The organism is Candidatus Borrarchaeum sp., assembly GCF_019058535.1.
GTDB lineage: Archaea > Asgardarchaeota > Sifarchaeia > Borrarchaeales > Borrarchaeaceae > Borrarchaeum > Borrarchaeum weybense.
In genome coordinates this window covers 1-23519 of the sequence record NZ_JAHPYX010000242.1, presented here as the reverse complement: position 1 = coordinate 23519, position 23519 = coordinate 1, and the positions used below count along the sequence as shown (strand labels likewise).

The following is a 23519-nucleotide window of genomic DNA, read 5'->3' as shown; positions in this document are numbered from 1 at the left end:
TGCATCGAGATGTACATTACAGAAGGGTCAGAATAGAAGAATTCAGCGATTCCATCTCCATGATGGGAGTCTAGGTCAATAATTAGCGTTCGATCGAGTTTCTTTTTCCTTTTCAAAGTTAGTAAAGCTGAAGCACAATTATTAAAAATGCAGAGCCCTTCAGTTTTGGAGTAGCCTGCATGATGTCCAGGAGGACGAATCAAGGCAAATGATTGTGTTACGTTCCCTTTAAGCACTTCTTCACAGGCGAGAATGGTGCCACCAACGGCCAGTTTTGCAACATCAAAAGCATCCCGTGAGGCATAAGAATGTGCGCCTATTTCGCCTTCCCCAATCTTAGACAGCGATTTCACGGAATCCACAAGATAAGGCGCATGAATTTTATACAAATCCTTCTCTTTGATAGGTTTAGCTAAGATGGGTTCGATACCAGGTAGATCAAAGATTTCTTTTTGTTGAAGATAAGTATATACCGCTGCTAGGCGTTCAGGCGTTTCAAAGGACTCAAAATGAGGGCGAGGAAAATTAGTATCATGTTTCAAGAAGTCAGGATGGTGAATTATGCCAATCAATATTTGCACCTCAGAAAAGATCTCATATAATGTAATTGTGGCATAACCTTATAATCAGTATTGACTACAAATATGAGAGGCAGTGAGTCGAAGGGCGGCTGACGGGCGAATTCGTCTGAGGAAATTCCACTCACCATACAGGTACTCTGGCACCTAAGGTGCCTGTCGAGAGGCAGGGCTCTGGAGCAGAAACGACACGTCCACTTGCCAGATGACGAGGATGCGGCTGAAGAACACACGAGAGTTTGTGTTCTGAGAAGACTTCGGTAACGAAGGTCGAGTTAACCCGCTGAGAAGACAAGTGGGATCGATGAAACGGCCATCCCAGAGGGTGCAAGTCTAAATAGGCTACCCATGAATTGCCTGTAGGAGGTAGCGGGTAAGACGCATAGTTGAATGCCGCAAGAGACGTGTAGTAGTAACTACACCTTTCTAACAGAAAGTGGATTACTCTCGACACACTGCCATCTCATTTCTAACGTTGTAGGAAAAGAAATCATTCCATTCCTTGTTTATATTGCAAAGAAACAAGAAATATTATTTCGCGCTTTTCAGAAGAGATTTGAAATACATTCGACAAAATTCTTGATTTGGAGGGGACTTAGCAAATTGGACGTTTTCAAAAAAGTAAGAAGAGCAAAAGTTATGGAAATGTATAAAGAAGCACAAAATTTGGAAACGACTAGCGATAAGGTTGATAAACTTACGGAATTAGTAGATTATCTTATATCAGAACTACAAAAGAACGGTTTAATCTAGTAGAAAGGACAAGATCTTATATATGTATAATCTTGTTCGTTTCTAGGAATTATAATTCTTGAAGAACCTGTATTGATAGTTCGAGCATCTGGTCACTCGTTTCTGCTTTGATGTAAAGTTGAAGGAGTTCTTGGTTAACTGTAAGAAAATTGAGTCCCCAACTAAATTTAGAGAGAATGTTTTTAGCTTGCTCCTCAAAGCCCAATATAAAAAGAGCAGCAGATAAGGCTTCAACTGTGCTTAACCTAATTGGTTTTCCGTAATTTGTCGGATTTGCAGCAACAAGAAAAGGTAAGGCCCTCTTTATACCACGTATTTTTTCAAAAGAGTCTGCTGTGAATTTAGCCCATGAGGCATCTATTGCTAAGATTCCATTATGGGATGCAATTTCCAGATCCTGCTTTGAGAGGATAACCTCTGAAAAAGGGTCTAGTAGGATAGCTCGTTTAGGTATTTGAGAGAGTTTTCGAAGGTCAGTTGCAAGTCTATTTCGAGTTAATTTTTGCCCTGTACATTTCTTGGGGTCACATTGCTTAACGTGATAGACATAAAGAGGTATCAGCTTGGCGTTTCCTCCTTGATTATTCATATGGTTTTTGTAAAGCCCCATTATGTTCACATATGTAAAGAAAAATGATTTCTATTACAAGGGCTAGAACATTAGCTGAAAGATAGAAAGACTTCGCGATATTTCGCAGTATCTTCTAATTAAATTAATCAAAGATAACTTTTTCTGAAGAGAAACAAACAAATACTAGAAACAACAAATAAATGAAAGATTTAAAATCAAAAGTCTTCCTTGTTTGGATGTGATATATAATGCCTATGGCTTTTATTTTAATAAACTCTGAGATCGGCGCTGAAGAAGCCGTATTAAATGCGTTACATGATTTAGAACCGGGCGTTGATGAAGCCTATATTGTCTATGGTGTGTACGACATCATCGCAAAAATACGAGAGGAAACGATGGAGAAGTTAAAAGAACTTATTACTTGGAAGATAAGACGCTTGGACAAAGTCCGCAGTACCTTGACCATGATTATCGTCGAAAAGGTCGAATAAACTTCCCTCAATCTATCTTTTTCTTAATTTTCGCTATTTACTCTCTTCTTTTCGTCTCGATCTTATATGCCATAGTTCCTTTAATTCTTCAAAGGTAAAATTTTTTGGTGGTAGAATCACGTCTGCTGATTGCAATCCTCTGATCTTAACGGTTTTACCATTTCTAGCAATAAAATTGATAAGCTCGTCATACATCTGAAAAGATTCTTCCTCGCAGCCACCGTTGTTAGTAGCAAAGAAAAAGGCGAGGCTTTCTTCAAATTCGTTGATTTTCTTAATGACTCTTTTTTCTCGACTCTTGTCAATAAAAATAAGGTATTCTCCTGCAATCTTAATAATCACTTTAGATGACCTCAAATATATAGAACCTTTTTATAGGATCTCATGAGGATAAAAGCAAGCCTTAAAATAGTTTTTATATAGGACAAATAGTTAGCATCGCTATATTTAAATATTCACTATCTAAATGAAAATAAGAGCTTAAGAATTAAGCGCCTTTTAATAATCTCCTGAGATTTGGATTTCCCTCCTTGATTTTGTAGCGGGGTGGGGTAGACAGGAGATCCCGCGGGGCTCATAACCCCGAGATCGGTGGTTCAAATCTATGGGATAACGCCTATAGAGGATAAATCCATCCCCCGCTACCATTTTTACATTCTTTCTTTAGGGTTTTTAAATAGCGCAATACTGTCTCTTTTCAAGGTAATCTTGAAGTACAACATCTAACAGATTCTTTTCATTTTTGAGGAAATGAGCAGAACCTTCTCCTGCGCGAGCCAGTTTCTTTGAAAACTCAATATCTACGTCTCCACCTCTTAGAATACATATAACAGAGCAACTGATTTTATTTGCTCGACAAATTTTGACTTGACGAAGTGCGGCGAGTTTGGCACGTGTCTTCTCATCTATAGTGTCTTGTTGTTTGGTAGATTTGTGGAAGTTATGCGTAGTTGGGACGCCGTCCGTGATTACAATAATGTGCTTTTCAGCATTTCTTGAGGCTGATAATAAGATTTCTCGTGCATTTTTAATACCGTCCTCTAGGTTTGTATACCCTGCTGGTCTTACTTCAGTGATCTTCTCTAATATAGGCTGAACATTATATGTGAGTTTATTGAGTTTTGTTGCAGTATTAGCGAAAATAACAACACTACTCCGATCACCATTCTTGAAGGCTGCTAATGCCAGTCCTATTGCTGCTTTACGTGCATATTGAAACTTATTATGCTCAATCATGGATGAACTTCTGTCTAAGGCTAATACAACGTCCATACAACCAAGAGGTCGTCGTTCTTTTATTCGAATATCTTCTCTTTGAATTTTTTCTGGATGTCTTCGTTTCGTTATCACTTCTCTCATGGTTCTTCGCAGTGAGATATCGCGAAATCTGTCTTCACATTCATATTTTCTTATATCGACGATATCTTCTCCATCTATCGATTTTCCAGAACGGGTCTTATGTTTACCTTTCATAAGAGCACATTCTACCTCTGACAGGATATCTTCGTAAAGTATGGCGTATCCTTTATCTGTTATCCTAATTTTAGAGTGTTCTTCCTCAATAAGCTCTTGCTCAGTCAAATTTTTGAGGATATTAATGAGCGCGTCATAAGCGGCATACTTATGATCATCTCTTTGTAAATCGATAGCAACTCCAAGGTTCTCTCGCAATAATTCTTTAAGATAATCCAGAAGAGACGCATCCGCATGTTTAAGCAGATTTTGAAACGAAGCTCCTCTTGAAGAAGCGTCCTGTGCATTTTGGATTGACCTAAGCGCGTCCTTAATCATGTTCCTTGAGATTTGTTTTGAGGTTGATCCTTGAGAACTCCCTTTTTTTGACGGAATGGTTTGGCTGTGTGATACTGATTTCTTTGTTTTCGAGCTTCGCATTAAATCTTCGGCTTTGTCTGTAAACTCGAATTCTGTTCCTAATTCTGGCTTGTGTTTTTGAATTGGTTGACCTTTCAACAGTTCTTCTTTTTCTAAATAGTTAGGTATGCTGTATAAGAGTCGTAACATTTCCATAGTAGGATTTTGTGTCGTCTTATCGACTTGTCTTTTTATTCGCCTAAAGAAATCTGAAAGTGCAGGAAATTGTTTTTTGAGGTCTTCTGGATCGATGTTCATTAGATTGGACAAATCTTGCTGTGTTAATTTATCTTTAAATCCAACGGATTTCTTATGGTCTAATTGGCGGTAAAATTCCTCCTTACGCCTGGTAAACTCCTGTAATTCTTTCATAATATTTCCCATTTGCCCTTCGTTAAGCGGTAGTGTTGGAGTGCAGATTGAAGGGCTTTTTATATGGTTCTTTGCCGTTTCCTTACTAAAAAGTGCCTCGATTATTTCTACAATTAGTTCATCAGGCGTTCTCAAGGATTTCATTTGAATTCGATGCGCTAGAGTAATTAACGCAGCCTCTATTATGTGTTCTTTGGTCATTTCCTGCCTTAAAATAGCATAACTCCTCAAAACGTCAAGAAAAGCTAAAACGCCCCTACTTGAAGGTCCTTTTGCGACTTCAGGATGAGTTCGAATCCCCTCAGCGATTTTAGCGAGTAATCCCGGTAAGTCATGGCTGAAGGTAAGGGCGTGTGTCGTCATCACATTTCCTTCTAATTATTATTAAGAACGCTGTCAACTAAGGAATGGATGTATTCAACAGGATGTTCAAAATAAGGGCTCTCAGGAGCTAATGCAACGCGTCCGCGCAAAGCAACACGTGCGGCTTTTCTTATATCATCTACAGAAACTGTTGAATCCTTACGTAATGTAGTAAAACTTTGGCTTAAGTTCCACGTGGAGAGAGTAGCTCGAACACTGGCTGCATTTTCAATGTCTTTGTCAGTACGAGTCCTTTGGATGATTTCCACAATCTCTTGTGCTAATTTAAGCGGGATTTCTTTGTCAGTTTTAACTCCATATCGCTGAACAATTTCCAATTCTTCTTCAGCAGTTGGATAGGTGATTTTTACTCTTTCAAGTCTGTCCTTTAAGGCTTCCGAAATCCGTTCTACACCAGCGTATTCTGCAGGATTCATTGTAGCAATCAAAATAGTATCAATATCAAATTCAACATCAAAGTTACCAATTGTTATCACATGTTCCTGAAGGACTTGTAAGAGTGTATTTTGTAAGCGTTCAGAAAGACGGTTTATTTCGTCAATAAAAAGAATTTTCCGGTTAGCTTTGATAATTTTACCTGGTTTAAAGGCTCTAGGGTCGAAAGGCCCAAATTTAAAGGCCACTACGGGATCAATATCTCCAATTAAGTCCTCAGCAGTGAGTTCAGGTGATCCTTGAACTCTAACAAATCTTTTGGAACCTGGTATAGTAATAATAGGGGCATCTTTCTGAGCAGTTTTACATTGGGGGCACTCTGGGCTATCAGGAAGACAGTTAAAACCGCAATCACGGACTTTCATATCTGGTAATCTGCTAGCAAGTTCTTTTGCAATAAGAGTTTTTCCAGAACCAACAGGTCCCTCAAGAAGTAAATGTCGTCCGGAATGAAGAACCGCTAATATCTGCTCCTTTATATCCTCCGGACCTATCCATGCGTCAATAAGTTTTGTTCCTTTCTGCTCAATTAGCTCTTTTAGTTCATTTCTCAAAGAATTCATGGCTTTCCATCCACTTTTTAACTTCTATTCTCCTAATCACGTTATCTGGGCATGTCCAACTTTAATAACATTTTCGAAGATGCAATAAGGTAGCAGAATTTAGTCAGAATTCATATCGAAGATATAATTTATAGTAACCATAATCTTTATCATCACCTAAAACGACCAAATCATTTTGTTTATCACTCATTGTGGTGAAGAACATGGATCTAGATCAAATTAGAGAACGCACCCAATCGGCCTATGATTTCGTGTCCTCTCTTGAACTATTCAAGTACGTTTACGACAATTACCAACTAAACCAAGAGGTTATAACTGAACTTAAAAAATACGTTAATGATTATACTGTAGTTTTATTTGCTGCAAGTTGGTGTCGAGATAGTAGGGCTGGTGTTCCTGTATTTGCCCTTTTGGAAACTGAGATAGGACTAGAAGTTAGAGTTTTTGGAGGAATGGAGACGGCACCATTTGACCAAGATCATACGTGGACAATTCCGCCGTCACCCCCTGAAGCAGAAGAGTGGGGGGTCACTGCAATTCCGTGGATAGTGGTTTTCTTGAGAGATAATTCTAAAAACGGACAAGAAGTTGGAAAAATCGTCGAAAGGCCGCAATGGGGGATGACGATGGAAGAAGAACTTCTAGAAATTATCAAAAATGCGCAGGCTGGATAAATCTTTAACTTTTTTTACATTGTCTCTTCAAAAAGTTGTGAACCTTCAACCATATTCGCTAATACATTTTCTGCTTTTTCAGGAGAAATAACCTTAAGACCGCAGTCTGGATGAATGAATTTTATATTATCGAGTCCTATTTTTTCTACTGCAGCTTCGATATGTGCTTTTACAGTTTTAGGATCGCTTAAAACAGCATTAGCGCCAGAGATACATCCCAATCCCAGCTTCTTACCGTGATCTTCAAAGACTTTTCGTGAAATGATGTTAATATTGTCCTTTTCTATATCCCCGTCAAAGGCAAAACTTAGGGTTTCTATATTCTCAAATTTAACGAGGATGTCCTCAAAAAGGCTTTTTGTTAATCTCCCGCATACATGCATGATTGTGTTTTCTGATTTCAGTTCTGGGGTCAAGTATTCATTTATCCATTGAATAATCTCGTTACCGAATTTTCTATAGTTGATGTAGCCTGCACCAAAACCAGGTTCATCAATTTGTACGAGGACATCTCTCTTCTGGAGTTCCTCAGCTATAGGTTTCAAAGCCCTTGATACGTCTGCATAAAGCTCTACATCTATTATACTTGAATATGGGCCTAAATTACCTTTTCCATACGAGACCGAGGTGGTTGCACATGTGAAGCCAAAAGTGATTGGACCTGTTATCGTAATCTTAATCTTGTTGTTTGTTTCTTCTTTCTGTCTCAGATAATTCTTAACTAGTTCTAAATCGTGAAATTTAGAAAATGCGCTGAGTTCTATAGGAGGTTTGATTTCTCCAGTGATACATGATCGATTATCTTTATGTTGTAATCCAGGAAGTACTTCACTAAAATATGCTATCATATCATACCGTTGCTCTCCTGGAGAAATGACATCAATTCCATATTTAAGTTGTAAGTCAATAATTTTCAATATTGAACTCTCTATGTCATTTTTATCAAAATTTGGAAAACTACCAACAACGGCATGTGTTAATCGTTTCATTAAGAATCCCTTCTTTTATTTTCTGTTAACCTGTGTATGTAGTTTAAAAAAGACTGCGGAGCTATTTTTTATTTAATTGCTTAATTGCTGCCCTCAAAAAGTTTTGCTCCTTCAGTCATGTTCGATAATACCATCTCTGCTTTTTCAGGAGAAAGGGCTTTAAGCCCACAATCTGGATGAATGAATTTTATATTATCAAGTCCTATTTTTTTGACCGCAGTGGCGATGTTTGCTTTTACAGTTTCAGGATCGCTTAAAACAGCATTAGCACCCGATATACACCCCAATCCCAGCTTCTTACCGTGATCCTCCAAGACTTTGCGAGAAATGATGTTAATATTGTCCTTTTCAATAGAGCCGTCAAAAGCAAAACTTAGGGTTCCGATATTCTCAAACTTAACAAGAATATCTTCAAAAAGGCGTTTAGGTAAGCGACCACAGACATGCATCACCGTGTTCTCTGGCTGTAGTTCTGAGGTTATCTCATTTATCCATTGAAAAAGTTCTTTTGAGAAATCTTTCCAATTGATATAACCAGCTGAAAGACCTGGCTCATCAATTTGTACTAATGCCCCAATCTTTTGAAATTCATCGGCAATAGCTTTCAAAGCGGTTGAAACGTCCGCGTAAAGTTGCAAATCTTTTACAGTTGAATATGGGCTGCCTTCTAAACCATTTAATCCACATGAGAAGCCTAAAGTGACAGGACCAGTGATTGTCAGTTTGATTTTATTCGTTTTCCTATTTTGTTCGAAATAATTTTTAACAAATATAAAGTCCTTAATCTTCGAGAATGTGGTGAGCTCTTTCGGGGATTTGATTTTTCCAGTGACATATGAGTTGGTGCCTTCATGTTTTAATCCAGGAAGCACTTCACTAAAATATGCGATCATATCATACCGTTGTTCTCCTGGAGAAATGACATCAATCCCATATTTAAGTTGTAAGTCAATAATTTTCAATATTGAACTCTCTATGTCGTTTTCATCAAAATTTGGAAAACTTCCAACAACGGCGTGTGTTAATCGTTTCATTAAGAATGCCTCATCCTTTGGTTATTTGTTAATTGTTTTTATATGTCGTGTAATATCACTATCAGATATAAAAATATTTATGTTTATAACCTTTGCTCATAATCAAATATTTTGGAGGCCGTACTTAAAAAAAGGCGAGAAAAAGCAGAGGAATTGGCTATAATGTTATGCCAAGTAATAAATTTATTAAGAAATAAATAAAGAATGGATGAAACTATCTTATCTTTTCTTCTTGCTCTTTTTGGATTCTTCTTCTTCTACCTCATCAATGTATGAAAGAAAGTCTGAAGTCACCTTTTCTATAAGAGCTATAGTACTATCTCCCTCAGTCTCTTTTGCGTTCTCTGTTTTTTCGTAATTAGAAAGAAACCCTTTGCTCCAATCTTCGTAATCGTCTCTACGATCTAAGTTAGAATACTCTGGAGTGTCATATCGATTGAAAACATTTTTTGACCAGCGCTTTAAAAATCTGTGAAAATCGTCATCATCACTCATATTGCTCACGTTTTAAATGATCAGATATTCTTTCTCATTTTCGCCTCAAATACCTTTCTTATATACTACTTCACCACAATTCTCATTACATTTATGCGATAAAAGATTATTCTCTTTATGTTTGCAATACTCTATAATATAATTTTGAACGCAGGGTGAACTTGAATGACAGAGTTATTGGAGAAAATTCCACCTGAGAAGCGTTGGGCAATAACTGCTAAGTTTCTTATTGGATTTTCCATTTTAAGAGGGTCGAAAACCGTCTTACCTCTTATGGGTAAGGAGGAAGGAATTATAGCGCCTGTTTTGGGGTTTGAAAAGTTTGAAGAGATACTTGCAAAGGTATTCTATGAAGGTGGCAGACGTATCTATCTCAATACTAAACAAATGCTCAACATACCTGTAAACGATGCTGCGGAAGCGGCTAAATTAGGCGCAGTCGTTGAAAATTTGATAAGCGGCCCCGAATGGAAGCGAGAATACATTGAGAAATCCCCACAAAGAGTTGTATGCAGAATAACTAAGTGTCCGTGGTGGGAGAGATATAAGGAGCTTGAGGTAGATCCTGAACTTAGACCTTGCGACGGAGCACATGAAATTCAGAATAGAGAAGGTCTTAAGGCAGTTAATCCCAAGATTACGTTTAAGTTCACGAAAGCAATGCCGAGAGGCGATTCTTATTGTGAGGAAGTCTTCGAATTCAATAAAGAATAGACGATTTGATAAATAGGAGTATTTCTAAGATAACTGTTCTGTGTTGAGTGTCAATCGTTAAAATTCTCAACTCAATTAAAATGCTTAGAGGATTGATAAGCATTAAAAATATTTTATTAAACTAAATATAATCGTAACTTCTTCTCCTTTTTGTTTCTTAAAACGCAATTTACTTCGATCATTTTGTTTTCTTTATTCTTTGCGTAGTTTTCCTCTATACTTGTCTTTTGTAAAGGATAACTATATATATAACTTGTCATATAGTACACAATGCATTGTCATACAATGATGAATATCTTTGCTTAAATAGATATTCATCATTGAAATCATTGACATATGACAAGGCATGAGGCGAGTTCACGCCAAGTGTAAGGGTGTCATTATCTGAAGAGCTATTTGAATGGTTCTCAAAGAATTGTGGCCCCAACGCCTCAAGCGCCGAGGAGGGGCGCTCAATAAGTACCCAGGTTAAGGAAAGGAGTGAACATGATAAAAGATGAGTCTAAAGAACTATTAGAGAAAACCCCAGAAAAAACGCGTTGGGAAATAGCTACAAAAACTTACACTGGATCGGTTGCAGGCTATGATATATTTGTTGGGCAAGCTATGGGTAAGGAAAAGTGGATAGAGCTACATGATAATCTTTGGGGTGAAGGCGGTAAGATGACGTATCCACAAATTAAAGAGGCCTTCAACATCGAAGTAAAAGATGCTCCAAGTGCAGGTACCTTGGTTGGTTTAGTTGCATTACTAGGACAGGGACCTGAATATGAATGGGAAATTACCGAGTCAACGCCAGAAAGACAAGTCTTAAGGATAACTAAATGTCCGTGGTTCAACAGATACACAGAATTTGGCTTGAAGCCCGAGGACATGATTTGTGCTGGTGGCCATATAGCATTCGTGGGAGAGGGAATCAAGGCTGTAAATCCCAAAATAAAACACACACTTACAAAAGCAATGCCATGGGGAGATTCATACTGCGAAGGGGTCTTCGAGTTAGAAGAATAGTAAGCAGTTAAATCCTGTGTGATTTTGAACCTTATATCTTCTCCATTTTTTTTTGGAAATTTCAAAGCGCCGAGGAGGGGCGCTCAATAAGTTCCCAACTTAAAGGAAGGATGAAAAAATGTCTAAAATGTCGAAAGAGGAATTGGAAAAGATTCCAGCTGAGCAGCGATGGGCAATAGCAGGTGCAAACTTCGTTGGAGCGTATACCGCTCTAGGAATGTTTGTTCAACCTCTCTTGGGTAAAGAAAAGATGCAAGAGATAGACAACAATCTATGGGGTGAAGGTGGTAAAATGTCATATCCGATGATCAAAGAGGCCCTCAACATACCCGTGGAGGATGCAATAGGGGGCTATAAAGTAGTCGCGGCTGTAGCAGCTATACAAGCTGGAGGCACATTCGAGGATGAAATGATTGAGGTAACACCTGAAAGAGTTGTATGGAATACAGTCAAATGTCCGTGGTGGGACACAGCTAAACAATTCGGAGAAAAACCTGAAAACATGACGTGCCCTGGTGGTCATCAAGCAATTTGTGAAGCTGGACTTAAAGCGCTTAATCCCAATTTTACCTTTAAACTCACAAAAGCAATGCCAAATGGAGATCCCGTCTGCCAAAATGTCATCGAGTTCAAAAAATAAGCGTAAACAGCAAGTTCTTGTGCGGTCTTGAATCTCATACTCTCAATATTTTTTTTTGAAAATGTCTACGCGCCGAGGAGGGGCGCTCTACAAATACCCAGGGTAAGGAGAGGAGGAAAAAATGGCTGAAGAGATTTTGAAGAAGATACCAGCGGAGAAACAATGGGCAATAGCGTCTAAAACCTTTACCACAACAGCAACAGCTATGAGCATGATGTATGGGGATGTCGTGGGCCCTGAAAAGAACAAAGAGATTTTAATTGCGTTATGGGGTGGAGGCGGTAAAAGTTCGTATCCACGAATGAAGGAAGCCTTCAACATACCAGTAGATGATGCAATTGGAGTGGCTACTTTAGGCAGTGTTACTTCAAAAGTAAGCATGGGACCTGAACTAGAGTCCGAGTTAGTCGAGGCGGCCCCAGAAAGAGCTGTAGTTAGAGTGACGAAGTGTCCGTGGTGGGAAAGATATAAGGAGTTTGGTATAACTGAGGGAGCAATTTGTGATGCAAGTCATACAGCAAATGCTACAGAAGGGGTCAAAGCAGTTAATCCTAAGATAACGTTCAAGATGACGAAGGCATTACCAAGAGGAGATCCATACTGCGAACTGGTGTACGAGTCTAAGTAAGCTTAAACCGTAGGCTTTTGTGTGGAAAATACAAATCCCATACAGTCTCCACATTTTTTTTTGGAAATGTTTAAGCGCCGAGGAGGGGCGCTCTACAAATACCCAGGGTAAGGAGAGGAGGAAAAAATGGCTGAAGAGATTTTAAAGAAGATATCACCTGAAGAGAAATGGGCCTGGACTGCTAATACTCATACCGCAACCCTAGTGATAAGAGGAGAAAATACCCTTGCGCCTCTTATAGGGGCTGAAAAGTACAAAGAGATAAATACCAAGATATATGGTGAAGGTGGTAAGATCCTGTTTCCAATGGTTAAAGAAGCTTACAATATTCCTGTTGAGGATGCCATAGGTGCATCTATATTAGCTACTGTTGTTGGTGAGTTAACTGTAGGGCCTGGATTCGAAGGTGAAACGGTGGAAGAGACCCCAAAGCGAGTTGTTGCTCGAACAACGAAGTGTCCATGGATGGAGAAGTACAAAGAGTATAATGTAAAACCCAAGTATATCCCTTGTGTCGAAGGTCATGAAGCTTGGGGGGACTTAGGAGTCAAGGCAGTAAATCCCAGGCTATCTTTCAAGATGCTGAAGGCAATGCCAAAAGGCGATCCCTACTGTGAATATGTCTTTGAGTTTGAGTGAGCCCATTAAACTGGCTCTAGTGCAGTCTTGACCCTTATATCTTCTCCACTTTTTTTGGAAATGTCTAAATGCCGAGGAGGGGCGTTCTACAAATACCCAACTTAAGGGAGGTGAAAGAGATGGTAGTAAAGATAATCTATACTTGTAATTTCTTACCAGGCAAACAGCAGGAGTACCTTGAGTGGGCTCAGAAAGCGGTGCCGATTTTTTTGGCCCCCGAAGAACTGAAGAAAATGAGTGCTTATCAGAATTGGTTAGGTCACTCGACCCCAATGCGATGGGTAGAGTTTGAGTTTGAGGATATGAAAGCTTATCAAAAGTATTGGGCACGAGAAGAGATTATAAAGGTAAGTGCCGAGTGGGCCAGCATAACAACAAACCAAGAAGCTAAGATATTATTGCTAGTTTATCAGAACTCGCGAGAAGACCCCTCTACTTGTTGGGGGGATGAATCGTGTTACGTGTTCACTTTCACAGTGGTCCCCAACACTTAAATAAGGTGTGGTACCTCTGGTAGTTAGAATTGAGCTGAGGTCACACTCGCCACTTCTCATATTAACCATGCATTCAGGGCAGGAACTGCCCGTAGAGCCTGTTTGACATGTCCCGGTGGGGAATGAATGATTCAGGAAGCCAGCCTACTTGTAGGGTGGTAGTTCACGAAAAGGCGAAATAACAACATGTTCATAAAGAGTGGTTGTTTTTCAACCAATTTTCCTTTTTTTCAAAAAAACAGTAAGTTTGTATGTTTACATTTGTCAAATTATTAGTTTATGTAAACGCAAATTCTTTTAAAGATTAGTCTCAATTAAGAGAAAGAATTTTGATATAACCTGCTGTCGAGTTTTGGTTTTTAATACCTTTACGAAGGTAAAGATTTGCTTTACGTAAACGGATAAACTTATAAGTCATAAGTTGTAGATGAACCAAGAAAAGAGATCTTTTAATTTAATAATGTCTCAATAATTTTTACATTTGTAAACATGACTTTAAAAGAAATGCTATCTATTGGATTGATTGTGATGGATGATCTCATAGTGAATACACAAAACTCAGCAGCGCTTCTGAAAGAGAAGATAGCAGCAAATTTACAGCTTTTCAGAAAAGAGAATTACGATCTTCAAAATGTAACTAGACCCCAACTTTTTGAGGATATCTTTCCTTATGATCAGTTTCCACGAATAATTTTTGATAATGTCCATTGCCCGATAAATTTACCGGAAAAAATCTATATTACTGATACAACGTTTCGTGATGGGCAGCAGGCGCGTCCTCCATTTACGGTTGAACAGATCCTAACCTTATATGATTTCTTACACGAATTGAGCGGTCCAAAGGGAGCAATTCGGATGAGTGAATTTTTTGTGTACTCCCAAAAAGACCAATTGGCAGTTAAGAAGTGTATTGATCGTGATTATGAATATCCAAAAGTAACTGGATGGATTCGTGCGACTAGAAGTGACCTTCAACTTATTAAAGAAATGAAAATTGAGGAAACAGGAATCTTAACGTCTGCATCAGATTATCATATCTTTTTCAAGTTAAACATGACGAGACAAAAAGCTATGGATAAATATCTAAGTATTGTAACATCTGCAATCGAAAGCGGTATAATTCCCCGCTGCCATCTTGAGGATATTACAAGAGCAGATCTCTATGGCTTTGTCCTTCCCTTTGTGCAAGAACTAATGAAACTTGCTGAAAAATATGACATCCCCGTTAAAATCAGAGCATGTGATACTCTGGGGATCGGACTGCCGTTTTCCGAGGTTACACTCCCAAGAAGTGTGCCAAAGATCATTTACAGCCTACAGTGTGAAGGTGGCGTTCCCTCAGAATGGTTAGAATGGCATGGCCATAATGACTTCCATAAGGTTCATAGCAACTCTTTTGCTGCGTGGCTATATGGCGCAGCTAATGTAAATGGGACATTGTTAGGCATAGGGGAACGGACTGGTAATAGTCCAATAGAAGGATTAGTGGCCGAGTTGGCATCGCTCTATCCGAATCACGGCATCAACACAGTAATACTTACTGAGATCGGAGAGTACATGAAATCTATAGGCGTGGACTTTCCTGAAAACTATCCTCTTCTCGGAGATGACATCACAAAAACGCGTGCTGGCGTCCATGCAGATGGAGTAATGAAAAATGAACGTGTATATTCGGCATTTGACCCACAGAAATTACTAAACAGGCCATTTGAAGTTGCTGTAACTGACAAATCAGGCCTTGCAGGTGTTGCGTGTTGGGTTCAATTATATTTCAGAAGTTGCAATATACATTCTGTAGTTGACAAGACCCATCCTGGAGTTAAAAAGATGCACCAATGGGTTACAATGCAATACGAATCAGGTCGAACAACTGCTATTTCTGATCGTGAAATGATAGAGCTAGGCGTTCAATATTTGCCTGACTATTTTTCATCAAATCTCTAAAGGAAAATTAAATAATAATTGAAATAAATGGAGATTGACTCTCTCCATTCTGTTTTTATTGGAGTTGGCAAATGTGGTTGAATTTGACAAACTTGAGTTACCTAAGGAAGGTACTCGCATAACGATCGAAAATGGTGAATTACTCGTACCACACGACCCTATTATTCCATTTATCGAAGGTGACGGGATAGGACGCGAAGTAATCAATATAGCGAGACATATCTTAGACGAAGGAGTAAAAAAGGCATATGGTGGAACTCATCAAATAGTTTGGCTGGAAACATATGCTGGTGGAAAAGCTAAAGAACTATATGGCAAACTACTCCCTGATGATACTATTACAGCAATTGCTCATTTCTTTGTAGGTCTAAAAGGTCCAGTAAGGACTCCAGTCAGTGGTGGATATAGAAGCGTTAACGTACAATTACGACAATCTCTTGATCTTTATGCAAACATTCGACCAATTTTTCATATCGAGGGAGTTCCTACTCCAATCGTTCATCCAGAAACAGTTGATCTCGTCATTTTTCGTGAAAATACGGAGGATTTGTACGGAGGTCTTGAATGGCCTGCCAAAAGCGAACCAGCAAAACAAATTGGCAATTTCTTGTTTCAGCAATTGAAAGTGGAAACTAGAATTGATGCAAGTCTAGGACTTAAAGTAATTAGTGAATATGGTACAAAGCGCATAATGAGGAAAGCCATCCAATATGCCCTCATACACGACAGAAAACGTATTACGCTTGTACATAAGGGCAATATAATGAAATTTACCGAAGGGGCATTTAGAGAGTGGGGATATGAGGTTGCGAAAGAAGAGTTTGGTGACATAACACTTACCGAAAAAGAACTAGAAGAAAAATATAATGGAACGCTTCCTGCTGGAAAGATCGTAGTCAATGACCGGATTACCGATGCTATGTTCCAAGAAATTCTGCTTAGGCCAAAAAACTACGATATTTTGGTTGCACCCAATCTTACTGGTGATTACATGTCTGATGCTGCAGCAGCTCTCATTGGTGGGCTTGGAGTTGCCCCTGGAGTCAACATGGGTGATCATATTGCTGTTTTTGAAGCAATACATGGAACGGCTCCAGACATTGCAGGAAAAAATATCGCAAATCCTAGCTCTGCGATCCTCTCTGGAATACTGATGTTGGAATATTTAGGTTGGCAAAAAGCAGCTAGCACAGTCTTTCAAGCAGTGCGAAAAACTATACAAAATGGAAAAGTAACAGCTGATCTGGCGAGGCTTCTTAAAGGAATCACATCCGTGAGCACAACAGAATTCGCGGATCGTGTTATTGCCAATATGAACTAATAGTTCTATTATTTATTCTTGAATTTTACATTTTAATTTGCCCAGATCTCCTTTTTAATGCTATTTCTTGAAACTAAGTTATTTATACCCGTAATGCTATATGCTGAATTTGCTATTCAACTCAAAAGGTGAGCAGAAAATGGGGGAGACATCAAAAGACTTATTGAAGAGGTTTCCTGCTGAGAAATGCTGGGCACTGACAACCAAAATACTACAAGGTCTATTAGTATTAAGCGGTTCAAAGAACTTACCGGCTATTTTAGGTACGGAGGATGGTTTCATCTCGCCTGTCCGGGGTTGGGAAAAGCATGAGGAAGTAACCCCTAAGATATATGGTGAAATCGCCAGGAAATTTTTTCCATGGGTCGAAAAAATGTTTAGCATACCGGTAGAAGATATAATAGGAGTTACAAAACTATATATTGTTGCTACAACATTTCTTATGGGTCCTGAGTTTACGACTGAAATAATCGAGACAACCAAAGAAAAAATAAAAATCCGAGTTCCTACGTGTGGATGGACGGAACGGTTTAACGAACATAAGGTACCTATTGAGTTTAGGATTTGCTATCCTGCCCATAACTCATGGGCTGAAGAAGGGTTGAAGGCAATTAATCCTAAGATAATTCACAAGTTCACTAAATCAATGGGAAAAGGAGACCCATTTTGTGAAATAATAATCCAGTTTAAAGAAGAGTAAACAATAAAACAACTAGAAGGAGAATGAAAAATGGGGGGGTTATTGGATAAGATTCAATGTGAAAAGTGTTGGGAATTAACCGCTAAAACGCTCATCAGATTTATAGTATTACAAGGCGATAAACTCATTGCTCCTCTTTTAGGAAGAGGTGAAGGTGTCATTGCCCCTGTTATGGGCAAGGAAAAATGGTTAGAGATAAACGAGAAGGTATTTGGCGAAGGTGGTAAGCAACTTTATCCATGGATTAAAGAAGCCTTTAATATTCCAGTCGAAGATGTAATCGGAGCAGTTAACTTAGTCATAGTCGGTGAAACACTAATGGGTGGAGGTTTGATCAAGCATAAATTAGTCGCGACAACCCCAGAAAGGGCCGTACTCAAAATAACAAAGTGTCCGTGGTGGGAGGGTTATGAAGAATTTGAAGTAGACCCTGAGCTTAGAGCTTGCGACCCTGGTCATCCAATTATGATTGAAGAGGCGTTCAAGATAATTAATCCTAAGATATCTTACACGCTCACAAAGGCATTACCCCGAGGGGATCCTTACTGTGAGGAAGTCTTCGAGTTTAAGGAAGAGTAGACTTAAAATTAAGAAGGTGAACCCGTATGGCTGAGTTAAAGAAGAAGTTCACAACTAAGGCATTATTAGAGCAAATTCCAGCTGAAAAGGGTTGGGAAATAACCGCTCAAGCACTCACTAGATTAGTAGTTTTGAGAATACATACGGCCAGACCCGTTCTGGGGGTTGGTGAGGGGATCATTTCACCTATTTGGGGTTTGGAAAAGTATCTAGAGATAAACACAAAGATTTTTGGCGAAGGTGGTAAGAAATTGTTTCGAATGGCTAAAGAGATGTTTGACATAAAAGTAAATGATTCTATAGACGCTGCTAATTTAAGCATCGTAGCTGCACAATTACTATGCGGTCCTGAGCAGAAAACTGAAATAGTAGAGGCAACTCCAGAAAAAACTGTAGTCAGATGGAGTAAATGTGCTTTTTTCGAGAGGTACAAAGAGCACGAGATAAATCTTGAGCTTACAGGTTGCCGTTATGGTTGCCCAAAGTGGGCTGAAGAGGGACTCAAGGCAACGAATCCTATGATAACTTGCAAGCCTAGGAGGCAAATGCCAACAGGTGACCCTTACTGCGAATATATCTACGAGTTTAAGGAAGAATAAGTTTTTGGAAATAGTCATCCAGCACTCAGAATCGCATCGATTTTTTCACTAACGTCTTTGGTTTTATCAGTTAATGGTTTTAATTGAATATCCTGTACAGATCTCACGCCATCTATTCCAAGTTTTACTGCCCACGCAATTTGTTCTTGCTCAAAGATTTTACCTTGGGAAACTTCAGGTGTTGTCCCGTATGATCGTAATAATGCCACACCAACCGCGTCAATAGCTATACGATCTGTTCCTGCTATTAAAAGCCCTGGTTGTATTAACTCGCCTATCTCTGGTCCTTGATTCTTAAAACCTGAAATCGCATCAAGAAGCACTAAAGCAGGTGTATACGCTTCGTTAATTTCGGCTATCAATATCCTCTGTGCTTTTACCATCCTCTGCACTTTTGAGTGATGTAACTCCGCCATATAATCATACCTATCCCATGGATTCCTCTTAGCAATCATACCGACGGAATTTTTGAGAGATAACGTAAAATGCCCACCAAATCGATGAGTTTTCAAATTACATGTCTGAATGATTTTATCTGCTTCTTTGAAGACGTTGGCAATGAGAAATCCTCGCTTCCAGGAGCTTTTTTTGTCTTCTTTTTGAATTTTTGTAAATTTTTCGTAAGAGAGCATATCCAAATTGACCAACCGAAACCCGAGTTCATCAGCTAAATCTTCCACTCCCATCTTCATAAGCACGGACCATGTCACTCCCATCCCAGAGCGTGCTCCTAGATTAATTTCTTTTGCACCTTCTTTTTGTAAACGTGTGACAAGAGTTCTCAGCGTGTCGATATGGGTTGATGCAGGATACGGATCTGCACTGTTATAATTTGCTTTTAACGCGATATTCTTATCCCTTATCTCTAAGGAATATTGATCAAGAAGTGCATTAATCCCTTCTACTCTATCCTCTGTTTTGATCAAAAATACGTCTGTTTTCACATTTATTCTCTCCTATCTAGATGTTTTATTGAAGAGTTCAACAATTATAAGTATCGAATTAGGTAATAGCAGTCTATTATGAAAGGAACGGTAGGACTTTTGTCTCTTTAAAGTATTCCTTTGTAGAACCCACCATCGACTTGAATAGCAGTTCCTGTAATATTACTCGCTTTTTCGGAGGCAAGGAATACAACAAGATTCGCAAATTCTTCTGGAGTCCCTAAACGTCCTAAAGGAATTGCATCAGTCCAACCACGTTTTGCATCTTCCTCTGATATGCCTTCTCTTTCAACACGTGCCTTTACTAAATTTTCTAAACGTTCTGTGGCAGTAGCTCCTGGGCAGACCGCATTAACAAGGATATTGTCAGGTCCTAATTCGTTGGCTAGTGTTTTTGATAAACCTATAACCCCTGCTCGCAATGAGTTTGATAATACCAGGTTTTCCAACGGCTGTTTAACAGAAATAGAGGTCGAATGAATAATCCGTCCGCCTCCCCGCCTCTGCATATACGGAATCACTTCTTTGCACAACCTCACAACGCTCAGCAAATTTAATTCAAATGCATTTTTCCAATCTTCATCATTAAACTCCATAAACTGGCCTGGTGGGGGGCCACCAGCATTAGTGAAGAGGATATCAATGCGTGCAAATTTTGTTATCGTGTCTTTGACTAGGTTTTTGATGTCTTCAGCCTTAGTTAAGTCAGTAACAACAGAAAGGACTTCTGTGCCAGTAGCATTCCGTATTTCTTCAGCAGTTTTCTCAAGAGTGTTTTTATCTCTGGCACATATGACCACTTTCGCTCCTTCTCTTGCTAATTCAAAAGCAACTGCCTTTCCGAGACCTTTACTTGATGCTGTAACTAGTGCAACCTTATTTTTCAATTCTAAATCCATAAAAAGTCACCCTTCGTTAAATAGTTCAAAAATATGTGTGACATAAGTTAAAAAGATGAAGTATTGAGGTAATTGCATTATCCCACCAAAGGAAACTTCTTCACTTCAGTGGTACATTTTTAACTATTATGAAAAGTTCTTAGTCATTCTCAGTTTCTTCTGTTTCTTTTGCTTCTTCAATTCTTCTATCTTTCATCAAACTAACGTTAGCAATAGCTTGTGCCCGTCCAGCAGGATGGTCAAGTAGTTCTGGATGTTCTTCAAGATATTCGTCAACTTCTTCTGACGTTACCACACTAACCGATGTTCTACGCTCTTGTTCTTCTGTCACAAACTGTTCCTTTGCTACTTCAGTGATGGCATGTTCTCCAAGAATAATAAAATCGTTTATCTCGTCTATTTGAGAAAAATTAACCAGTTCTTCAAAATCACAATGAAAAGCAAGTTGTCCATCATAAAGCAAGACGAGGAAGTATTTATGCAAAGGAGAGTTACAATGCCCGTCACAAGTGCGAATACTGACAACTGGGGAGCCATATATTCTCTCACTCGAACGAAAAGCGTTTAATAGTTGTTCGTTAGAGAATATTTCGGAAGAAATTTGGATGATTTCCCAGCCTAGAAGTGCATTTCCCTCTTTTTCATCTTGAAGCATCGCGAATTCTCCAAGTTGGGGAAAATCTTTTCTTTCTATCTGAGAGAACGCTTGAAGTTCATCATAACTGCAATGAAAAAAACATTCACCGTCAAAAAATTCAACGAGAAATTCCTGATGCATAGGAGAGTCGCAAACTTCCTCATCACATGGCCCAATCATAACAAAGGGCGTGCCCCAAGCCCATCCAGGCTTTGTACCTGTTTGCTCATCAAGAAGTTCTTTTGAAATTTCGCAAATCGCGCGCCCAAGATCTCTAAGCATTCGTTGCATTTCTCTTTCTTTCTGTCGTCTTTCTCTCTCTATACGTTGTTTTTTACTTTCTCTTCGTCTAGTATGTTTCTTTTTTTTGGTTTTGGGCTTTCTTTTTTTCTTGGGTTTTGTCACCATAATCACCTCAAGAAAATAAAACCAACGCAATTAATTCTGATTCAATTATATTTGGTACAAAAAATATAATAAATGCCACATATCCATCTTCCAACAAGAAGGTGATTTTCTTGCAGAGGATTGATAAAGAGAGTTCTCAAGCAATTTTTGATCTCGCCGACAAAAATAAACAAAAAATTGTGAATCTATTAGTAGACTTAATTCGAATCCAAACCCCGTACCCCCTGGACTCAATTATGAAAAGGCAATTGAGTTCTTATCCCCACAATTTGAATCATTTGGATTCACTTGTACAAAACATGTTATGCCAGAGAATACTTTTTTGGAGAAACAAAAATCCACTAATCAATTACTTGATGGTCCTCGCATTAATCTTCAAGCTGAAAAAAAATCCGGAAAGAAACCTGGTCTTGTTCTTTATGCACATGTTGATGTTGTTCCCGTACAGGAAGAGAGTTGGACAGTTCCTCCGTGGGAGGGTGTGATCAAAGACGGAAAAATGTATGGTAGAGGAACGTCAGACTGTAAATCGTCGATAGCTGCAATCCTTGGTGCATTGGAAACAATTTCAGCGTTAAAGCTTGATCTAGCCTTTGATTTAAACATCCTAATTACCACCGATGAAGAAGTAGGACCATATTCTGGTTTATGCTGGCTTGCAGACATGGATGTGGTCTGGGGAGATTATTTCTTCTGTCTGGATGGAAGTTCAGATACATTAGGGATTGGTGCCAATGGAATGCTCGAATGGATGGTTGAGGTCCATGGAAAATCGGTGCATAGCGGCATTAGTTTTCTTGGACAAAACGCGATCGAACAAACAAACCTCATCATTAGCGGATTTTTAGAACTTAAAAATGAAATAGAAAAAAGAAGATCGGTTATGCCCAGTTCTCCTGAGATACAGAATCAAACAGGAGGCAAACGAGCAAATATTAGTCCAGTACTAAACGTAACAATGATTAATAGCGGGGTAAAAGTCAATATCGTTCCAGATAAGTGTGTAATTAAAGGAGACAGGCGATATATCCCGGAGGAAAATATAGATGACGTAATAAAAGAACTGGAGGATAAACTCGCTGAAATAAAGAATGCACATCCCGAACTTAGTTATGAACTTAAAACTCGTAAGATTTACGGGGGGTATTCTACCGAACCGACACATTCATGGGTTTCATTTGTAAAAAACATTATCAGCTATATTAAAGATGAAGAGCCTCCAATAGCTGGAGCGCAGGGTAGTATTGATGTTGGATGTGTCATGGAAAAACGCAAGATACCCCAATGTGCGTTTGGCGCCGGGACTACGCTTGAATCGAGAATTCATGGACATGATGAAAATATTCTTGTGAGCGATCTGTTAGATTTGACGAAGGTAATCGCTCTTGTTATCACAAATCCTCTGGATTAGATCGTCTATGGGAAGAAACCTCTCAATTGAATTGCTTTTGCCAGGCGTTCTACAGCTTTACAGTAGGCGGCGCTCCTCATTGTGATTTCATCCGTTGTCGCGAGTTTCAAAACTTCATTATATGCTTTTAATATAACAGCTTCAAGTTCCTTATTTACTTGCGCTTCTGGCCATAAATATGCTTGCGTATCTTGCACCCACTCAAAGTAAGATGCAATAACTCCACCAGCATTTGCGAGTACATCAGGTACAACGAAGATACCCTTCTCAGCGCAGATCTTATCTGCATTTGGCGTTGTAGGACCGTTGGCTGCCTCAACAACCACCTTCGCGTTTATTGAGTCTGCGTTTCTCTCTGTTATTTGATCCTCAAGTGCAGCTGGCACTAAGATGTCTACTTCTGATTCAAATAATGCTTTATTTGCTTCACTTGCATCTTCAATAAAATCTGTACCTTTGAATTCAGACCAAGGCTGTTCATCATAAAAGTGCTGAAAGAGTTGTGGAATATTTAATCCGTTCTTATCGAAATGTCCTCCATCGACTGATGTCACACCTACTATCTTATACCCCATCTCGTAAAGAAATTTGGCAAGCCAAGATCCCACGTTTCCAAATCCCTGGATAACTACAGATGGATGATTTCGGATTCCTAAGTGTTCCATAGTTTTTTGAGTTACAGTTGCTACACCCTTGCCTGTCGCATATTTTCTACCTAATGATCCTCCAAGCTCTACGGG

General features: G+C 39.0%; 26 protein-coding genes, 1 tRNA gene, 1 other RNA gene and 1 pseudogene. 17 read left to right on the top strand and 12 right to left on the bottom strand.

Annotated features, from left to right (window positions below; translation table 11 throughout):
- Window positions 1-572 (bottom strand): histone deacetylase family protein (locus QVB70_RS14870; protein ID WP_369335138.1); only part of this gene is annotated, 572 nt, incomplete at its 3' end.
- A gap of 82 nt (window positions 573-654) precedes the next feature.
- Here QVB70_RS14870 and rnpB point away from each other — a divergent pair.
- Together rnpB and QVB70_RS14860 are read left to right on the top strand one after the other, a co-directional pair.
- An RNA gene (gene rnpB, locus QVB70_RS14865) (RNase P RNA component) lies at window positions 655-1034 on the top strand.
- Window positions 1035-1181: 147 nt separating this feature from the next.
- Window positions 1182-1331, top strand: a complete 150-nt coding sequence (locus QVB70_RS14860) for a hypothetical protein (RefSeq protein ID WP_287587828.1) — start codon at window positions 1182-1184, stop codon at window positions 1329-1331.
- Between the two features lie 49 nt (window positions 1332-1380).
- On the opposite strand, the gene QVB70_RS14855 is transcribed toward QVB70_RS14860, so the two are convergent.
- A complete protein-coding gene (locus QVB70_RS14855) occupies window positions 1381-1941 on the bottom strand; it encodes a DUF367 family protein (RefSeq protein WP_287587824.1) in 561 nt (186 codons plus the stop codon).
- A 209-nt stretch (window positions 1942-2150) separates the two neighbouring features.
- On the opposite strand from QVB70_RS14855, the gene QVB70_RS14850 reads away from it, so the two are divergent.
- Window positions 2151-2393, top strand: coding sequence for an Lrp/AsnC ligand binding domain-containing protein (locus QVB70_RS14850; protein WP_287587821.1), 243 nt, complete (start codon window positions 2151-2153; stop codon window positions 2391-2393).
- 33 nt (window positions 2394-2426) lie between these two features.
- On the opposite strand, the gene QVB70_RS14845 is transcribed toward QVB70_RS14850, so the two are convergent.
- On the bottom strand, window positions 2427-2735 hold the full coding sequence (locus QVB70_RS14845; protein WP_287587818.1) for a hypothetical protein: 309 nt from the start codon (window positions 2733-2735) through the stop codon (window positions 2427-2429).
- Between the two features lie 198 nt (window positions 2736-2933).
- Here QVB70_RS14845 and QVB70_RS14840 point away from each other — a divergent pair.
- Window positions 2934-3040, top strand: a tRNA-Met gene (locus QVB70_RS14840).
- 25 nt (window positions 3041-3065) lie between these two features.
- Here QVB70_RS14840 and QVB70_RS14835 read toward each other — a convergent pair.
- Both QVB70_RS14835 and QVB70_RS14830 read right to left on the bottom strand, forming a co-directional pair.
- Complete coding sequence (locus QVB70_RS14835) at window positions 3066-5000, bottom strand: VWA domain-containing protein (RefSeq protein ID WP_287587815.1); 1935 nt, start codon at window positions 4998-5000, stop codon at window positions 3066-3068.
- Window positions 5001-5011: 11 nt separating this feature from the next.
- The gene (locus tag QVB70_RS14830) at window positions 5012-6019 is read right to left on the bottom strand and encodes a MoxR family ATPase (protein WP_287587812.1); all 1008 of its coding nucleotides are present in this window, start codon (window positions 6017-6019) and stop codon (window positions 5012-5014) included.
- A 203-nt stretch (window positions 6020-6222) separates the two neighbouring features.
- Here QVB70_RS14830 and QVB70_RS14825 point away from each other — a divergent pair, with 203 nt between their 5' ends.
- Window positions 6223-6693 carry a thioredoxin family protein gene (locus QVB70_RS14825; protein ID WP_287587809.1) on the top strand — a complete coding sequence of 157 codons (471 nt, stop codon included), beginning with the start codon at window positions 6223-6225 and terminating at the stop codon, window positions 6691-6693.
- Between the two features lie 14 nt (window positions 6694-6707).
- Here QVB70_RS14825 and QVB70_RS14820 read toward each other — a convergent pair whose 3' ends face one another.
- The 3 genes from QVB70_RS14820 to QVB70_RS14810 all read right to left on the bottom strand — a co-directional run bounded on the left by QVB70_RS14820 (window position 6708) and on the right by QVB70_RS14810 (window position 9211).
- Window positions 6708-7682 carry a hypothetical protein gene (locus tag QVB70_RS14820; RefSeq protein ID WP_287587807.1) on the bottom strand — a complete coding sequence of 325 codons (975 nt, stop codon included), beginning with the start codon at window positions 7680-7682 and terminating at the stop codon, window positions 6708-6710.
- Window positions 7683-7762: 80 nt separating this feature from the next.
- Entirely contained in the window at window positions 7763-8716 is a 954-nt protein-coding gene (locus tag QVB70_RS14815; RefSeq protein WP_287587806.1) for a hypothetical protein, read from the bottom strand.
- A gap of 219 nt (window positions 8717-8935) precedes the next feature.
- Window positions 8936-9211, bottom strand: coding sequence for a hypothetical protein (locus QVB70_RS14810; RefSeq protein WP_287587804.1), 276 nt, complete (start codon window positions 9209-9211; stop codon window positions 8936-8938).
- A 165-nt stretch (window positions 9212-9376) separates the two neighbouring features.
- Between QVB70_RS14810 and QVB70_RS14805 the strand changes: the two genes are divergently transcribed.
- From QVB70_RS14805 to QVB70_RS14755, 11 genes are all read left to right on the top strand, one after another.
- The gene (locus tag QVB70_RS14805; RefSeq protein WP_287587802.1) at window positions 9377-9925 is read left to right on the top strand and encodes an L-2-amino-thiazoline-4-carboxylic acid hydrolase; all 549 of its coding nucleotides are present in this window, start codon (window positions 9377-9379) and stop codon (window positions 9923-9925) included.
- Between the two features lie 486 nt (window positions 9926-10411).
- The gene (locus QVB70_RS14800; RefSeq protein ID WP_287587800.1) at window positions 10412-10936 is read left to right on the top strand and encodes a hypothetical protein; all 525 of its coding nucleotides are present in this window, start codon (window positions 10412-10414) and stop codon (window positions 10934-10936) included.
- A gap of 118 nt (window positions 10937-11054) precedes the next feature.
- Entirely contained in the window at window positions 11055-11576 is a 522-nt protein-coding gene (locus QVB70_RS14795; RefSeq protein ID WP_287587797.1) for a hypothetical protein, read from the top strand.
- A gap of 121 nt (window positions 11577-11697) precedes the next feature.
- Window positions 11698-12204, top strand: a complete 507-nt coding sequence (locus QVB70_RS14790) for an L-2-amino-thiazoline-4-carboxylic acid hydrolase (RefSeq protein WP_287587795.1) — start codon at window positions 11698-11700, stop codon at window positions 12202-12204.
- 126 nt (window positions 12205-12330) lie between these two features.
- Window positions 12331-12843 carry a hypothetical protein gene (locus QVB70_RS14785; protein ID WP_287587792.1) on the top strand — a complete coding sequence of 171 codons (513 nt, stop codon included), beginning with the start codon at window positions 12331-12333 and terminating at the stop codon, window positions 12841-12843.
- 119 nt (window positions 12844-12962) lie between these two features.
- The gene (locus tag QVB70_RS14780) at window positions 12963-13337 is read left to right on the top strand and encodes a hypothetical protein (protein WP_287587790.1); all 375 of its coding nucleotides are present in this window, start codon (window positions 12963-12965) and stop codon (window positions 13335-13337) included.
- Between the two features lie 528 nt (window positions 13338-13865).
- Window positions 13866-15281 (top strand): hypothetical protein, encoded by a 1416-nt coding sequence (locus QVB70_RS14775; RefSeq protein ID WP_287587787.1) that lies wholly within the window; start codon window positions 13866-13868, stop codon window positions 15279-15281.
- A 73-nt stretch (window positions 15282-15354) separates the two neighbouring features.
- On the top strand, window positions 15355-16602 hold the full coding sequence (locus tag QVB70_RS14770; RefSeq protein ID WP_287587783.1) for an NADP-dependent isocitrate dehydrogenase: 1248 nt from the start codon (window positions 15355-15357) through the stop codon (window positions 16600-16602).
- A 139-nt stretch (window positions 16603-16741) separates the two neighbouring features.
- Window positions 16742-17302 carry a hypothetical protein gene (locus QVB70_RS14765; protein WP_287587780.1) on the top strand — a complete coding sequence of 187 codons (561 nt, stop codon included), beginning with the start codon at window positions 16742-16744 and terminating at the stop codon, window positions 17300-17302.
- Window positions 17303-17344: 42 nt separating this feature from the next.
- On the top strand, window positions 17345-17881 hold the full coding sequence (locus QVB70_RS14760; protein WP_287587778.1) for a hypothetical protein: 537 nt from the start codon (window positions 17345-17347) through the stop codon (window positions 17879-17881).
- A gap of 26 nt (window positions 17882-17907) precedes the next feature.
- Window positions 17908-18480 carry a hypothetical protein gene (locus QVB70_RS14755; protein ID WP_287587776.1) on the top strand — a complete coding sequence of 191 codons (573 nt, stop codon included), beginning with the start codon at window positions 17908-17910 and terminating at the stop codon, window positions 18478-18480.
- 14 nt (window positions 18481-18494) lie between these two features.
- Here the strand turns inward: QVB70_RS14755 and QVB70_RS14750 are convergent, their stop codons facing one another.
- The 3 genes from QVB70_RS14750 to QVB70_RS14740 all read right to left on the bottom strand — a co-directional run bounded on the left by QVB70_RS14750 (window position 18495) and on the right by QVB70_RS14740 (window position 21368).
- Window positions 18495-19424 carry a DUF362 domain-containing protein gene (locus tag QVB70_RS14750; RefSeq protein WP_287587772.1) on the bottom strand — a complete coding sequence of 310 codons (930 nt, stop codon included), beginning with the start codon at window positions 19422-19424 and terminating at the stop codon, window positions 18495-18497.
- A gap of 107 nt (window positions 19425-19531) precedes the next feature.
- The gene (locus QVB70_RS14745; RefSeq protein WP_287587771.1) at window positions 19532-20323 is read right to left on the bottom strand and encodes an SDR family oxidoreductase; all 792 of its coding nucleotides are present in this window, start codon (window positions 20321-20323) and stop codon (window positions 19532-19534) included.
- 139 nt (window positions 20324-20462) lie between these two features.
- On the bottom strand, window positions 20463-21368 hold the full coding sequence (locus QVB70_RS14740) for a hypothetical protein (protein WP_287587768.1): 906 nt from the start codon (window positions 21366-21368) through the stop codon (window positions 20463-20465).
- A 187-nt stretch (window positions 21369-21555) separates the two neighbouring features.
- On the opposite strand from QVB70_RS14740, the gene QVB70_RS14735 reads away from it, so the two are divergent.
- Window positions 21556-22779 carry an ArgE/DapE family deacylase gene (locus tag QVB70_RS14735; RefSeq protein ID WP_287587832.1) on the top strand — a complete coding sequence of 408 codons (1224 nt, stop codon included), beginning with the start codon at window positions 21556-21558 and terminating at the stop codon, window positions 22777-22779.
- 5 nt (window positions 22780-22784) lie between these two features.
- On the opposite strand, the pseudogene QVB70_RS14730 reads toward QVB70_RS14735, so the two are convergent.
- Window positions 22785-23519, bottom strand: a pseudogene (locus QVB70_RS14730) (glutamate dehydrogenase); the annotation flags it as partial.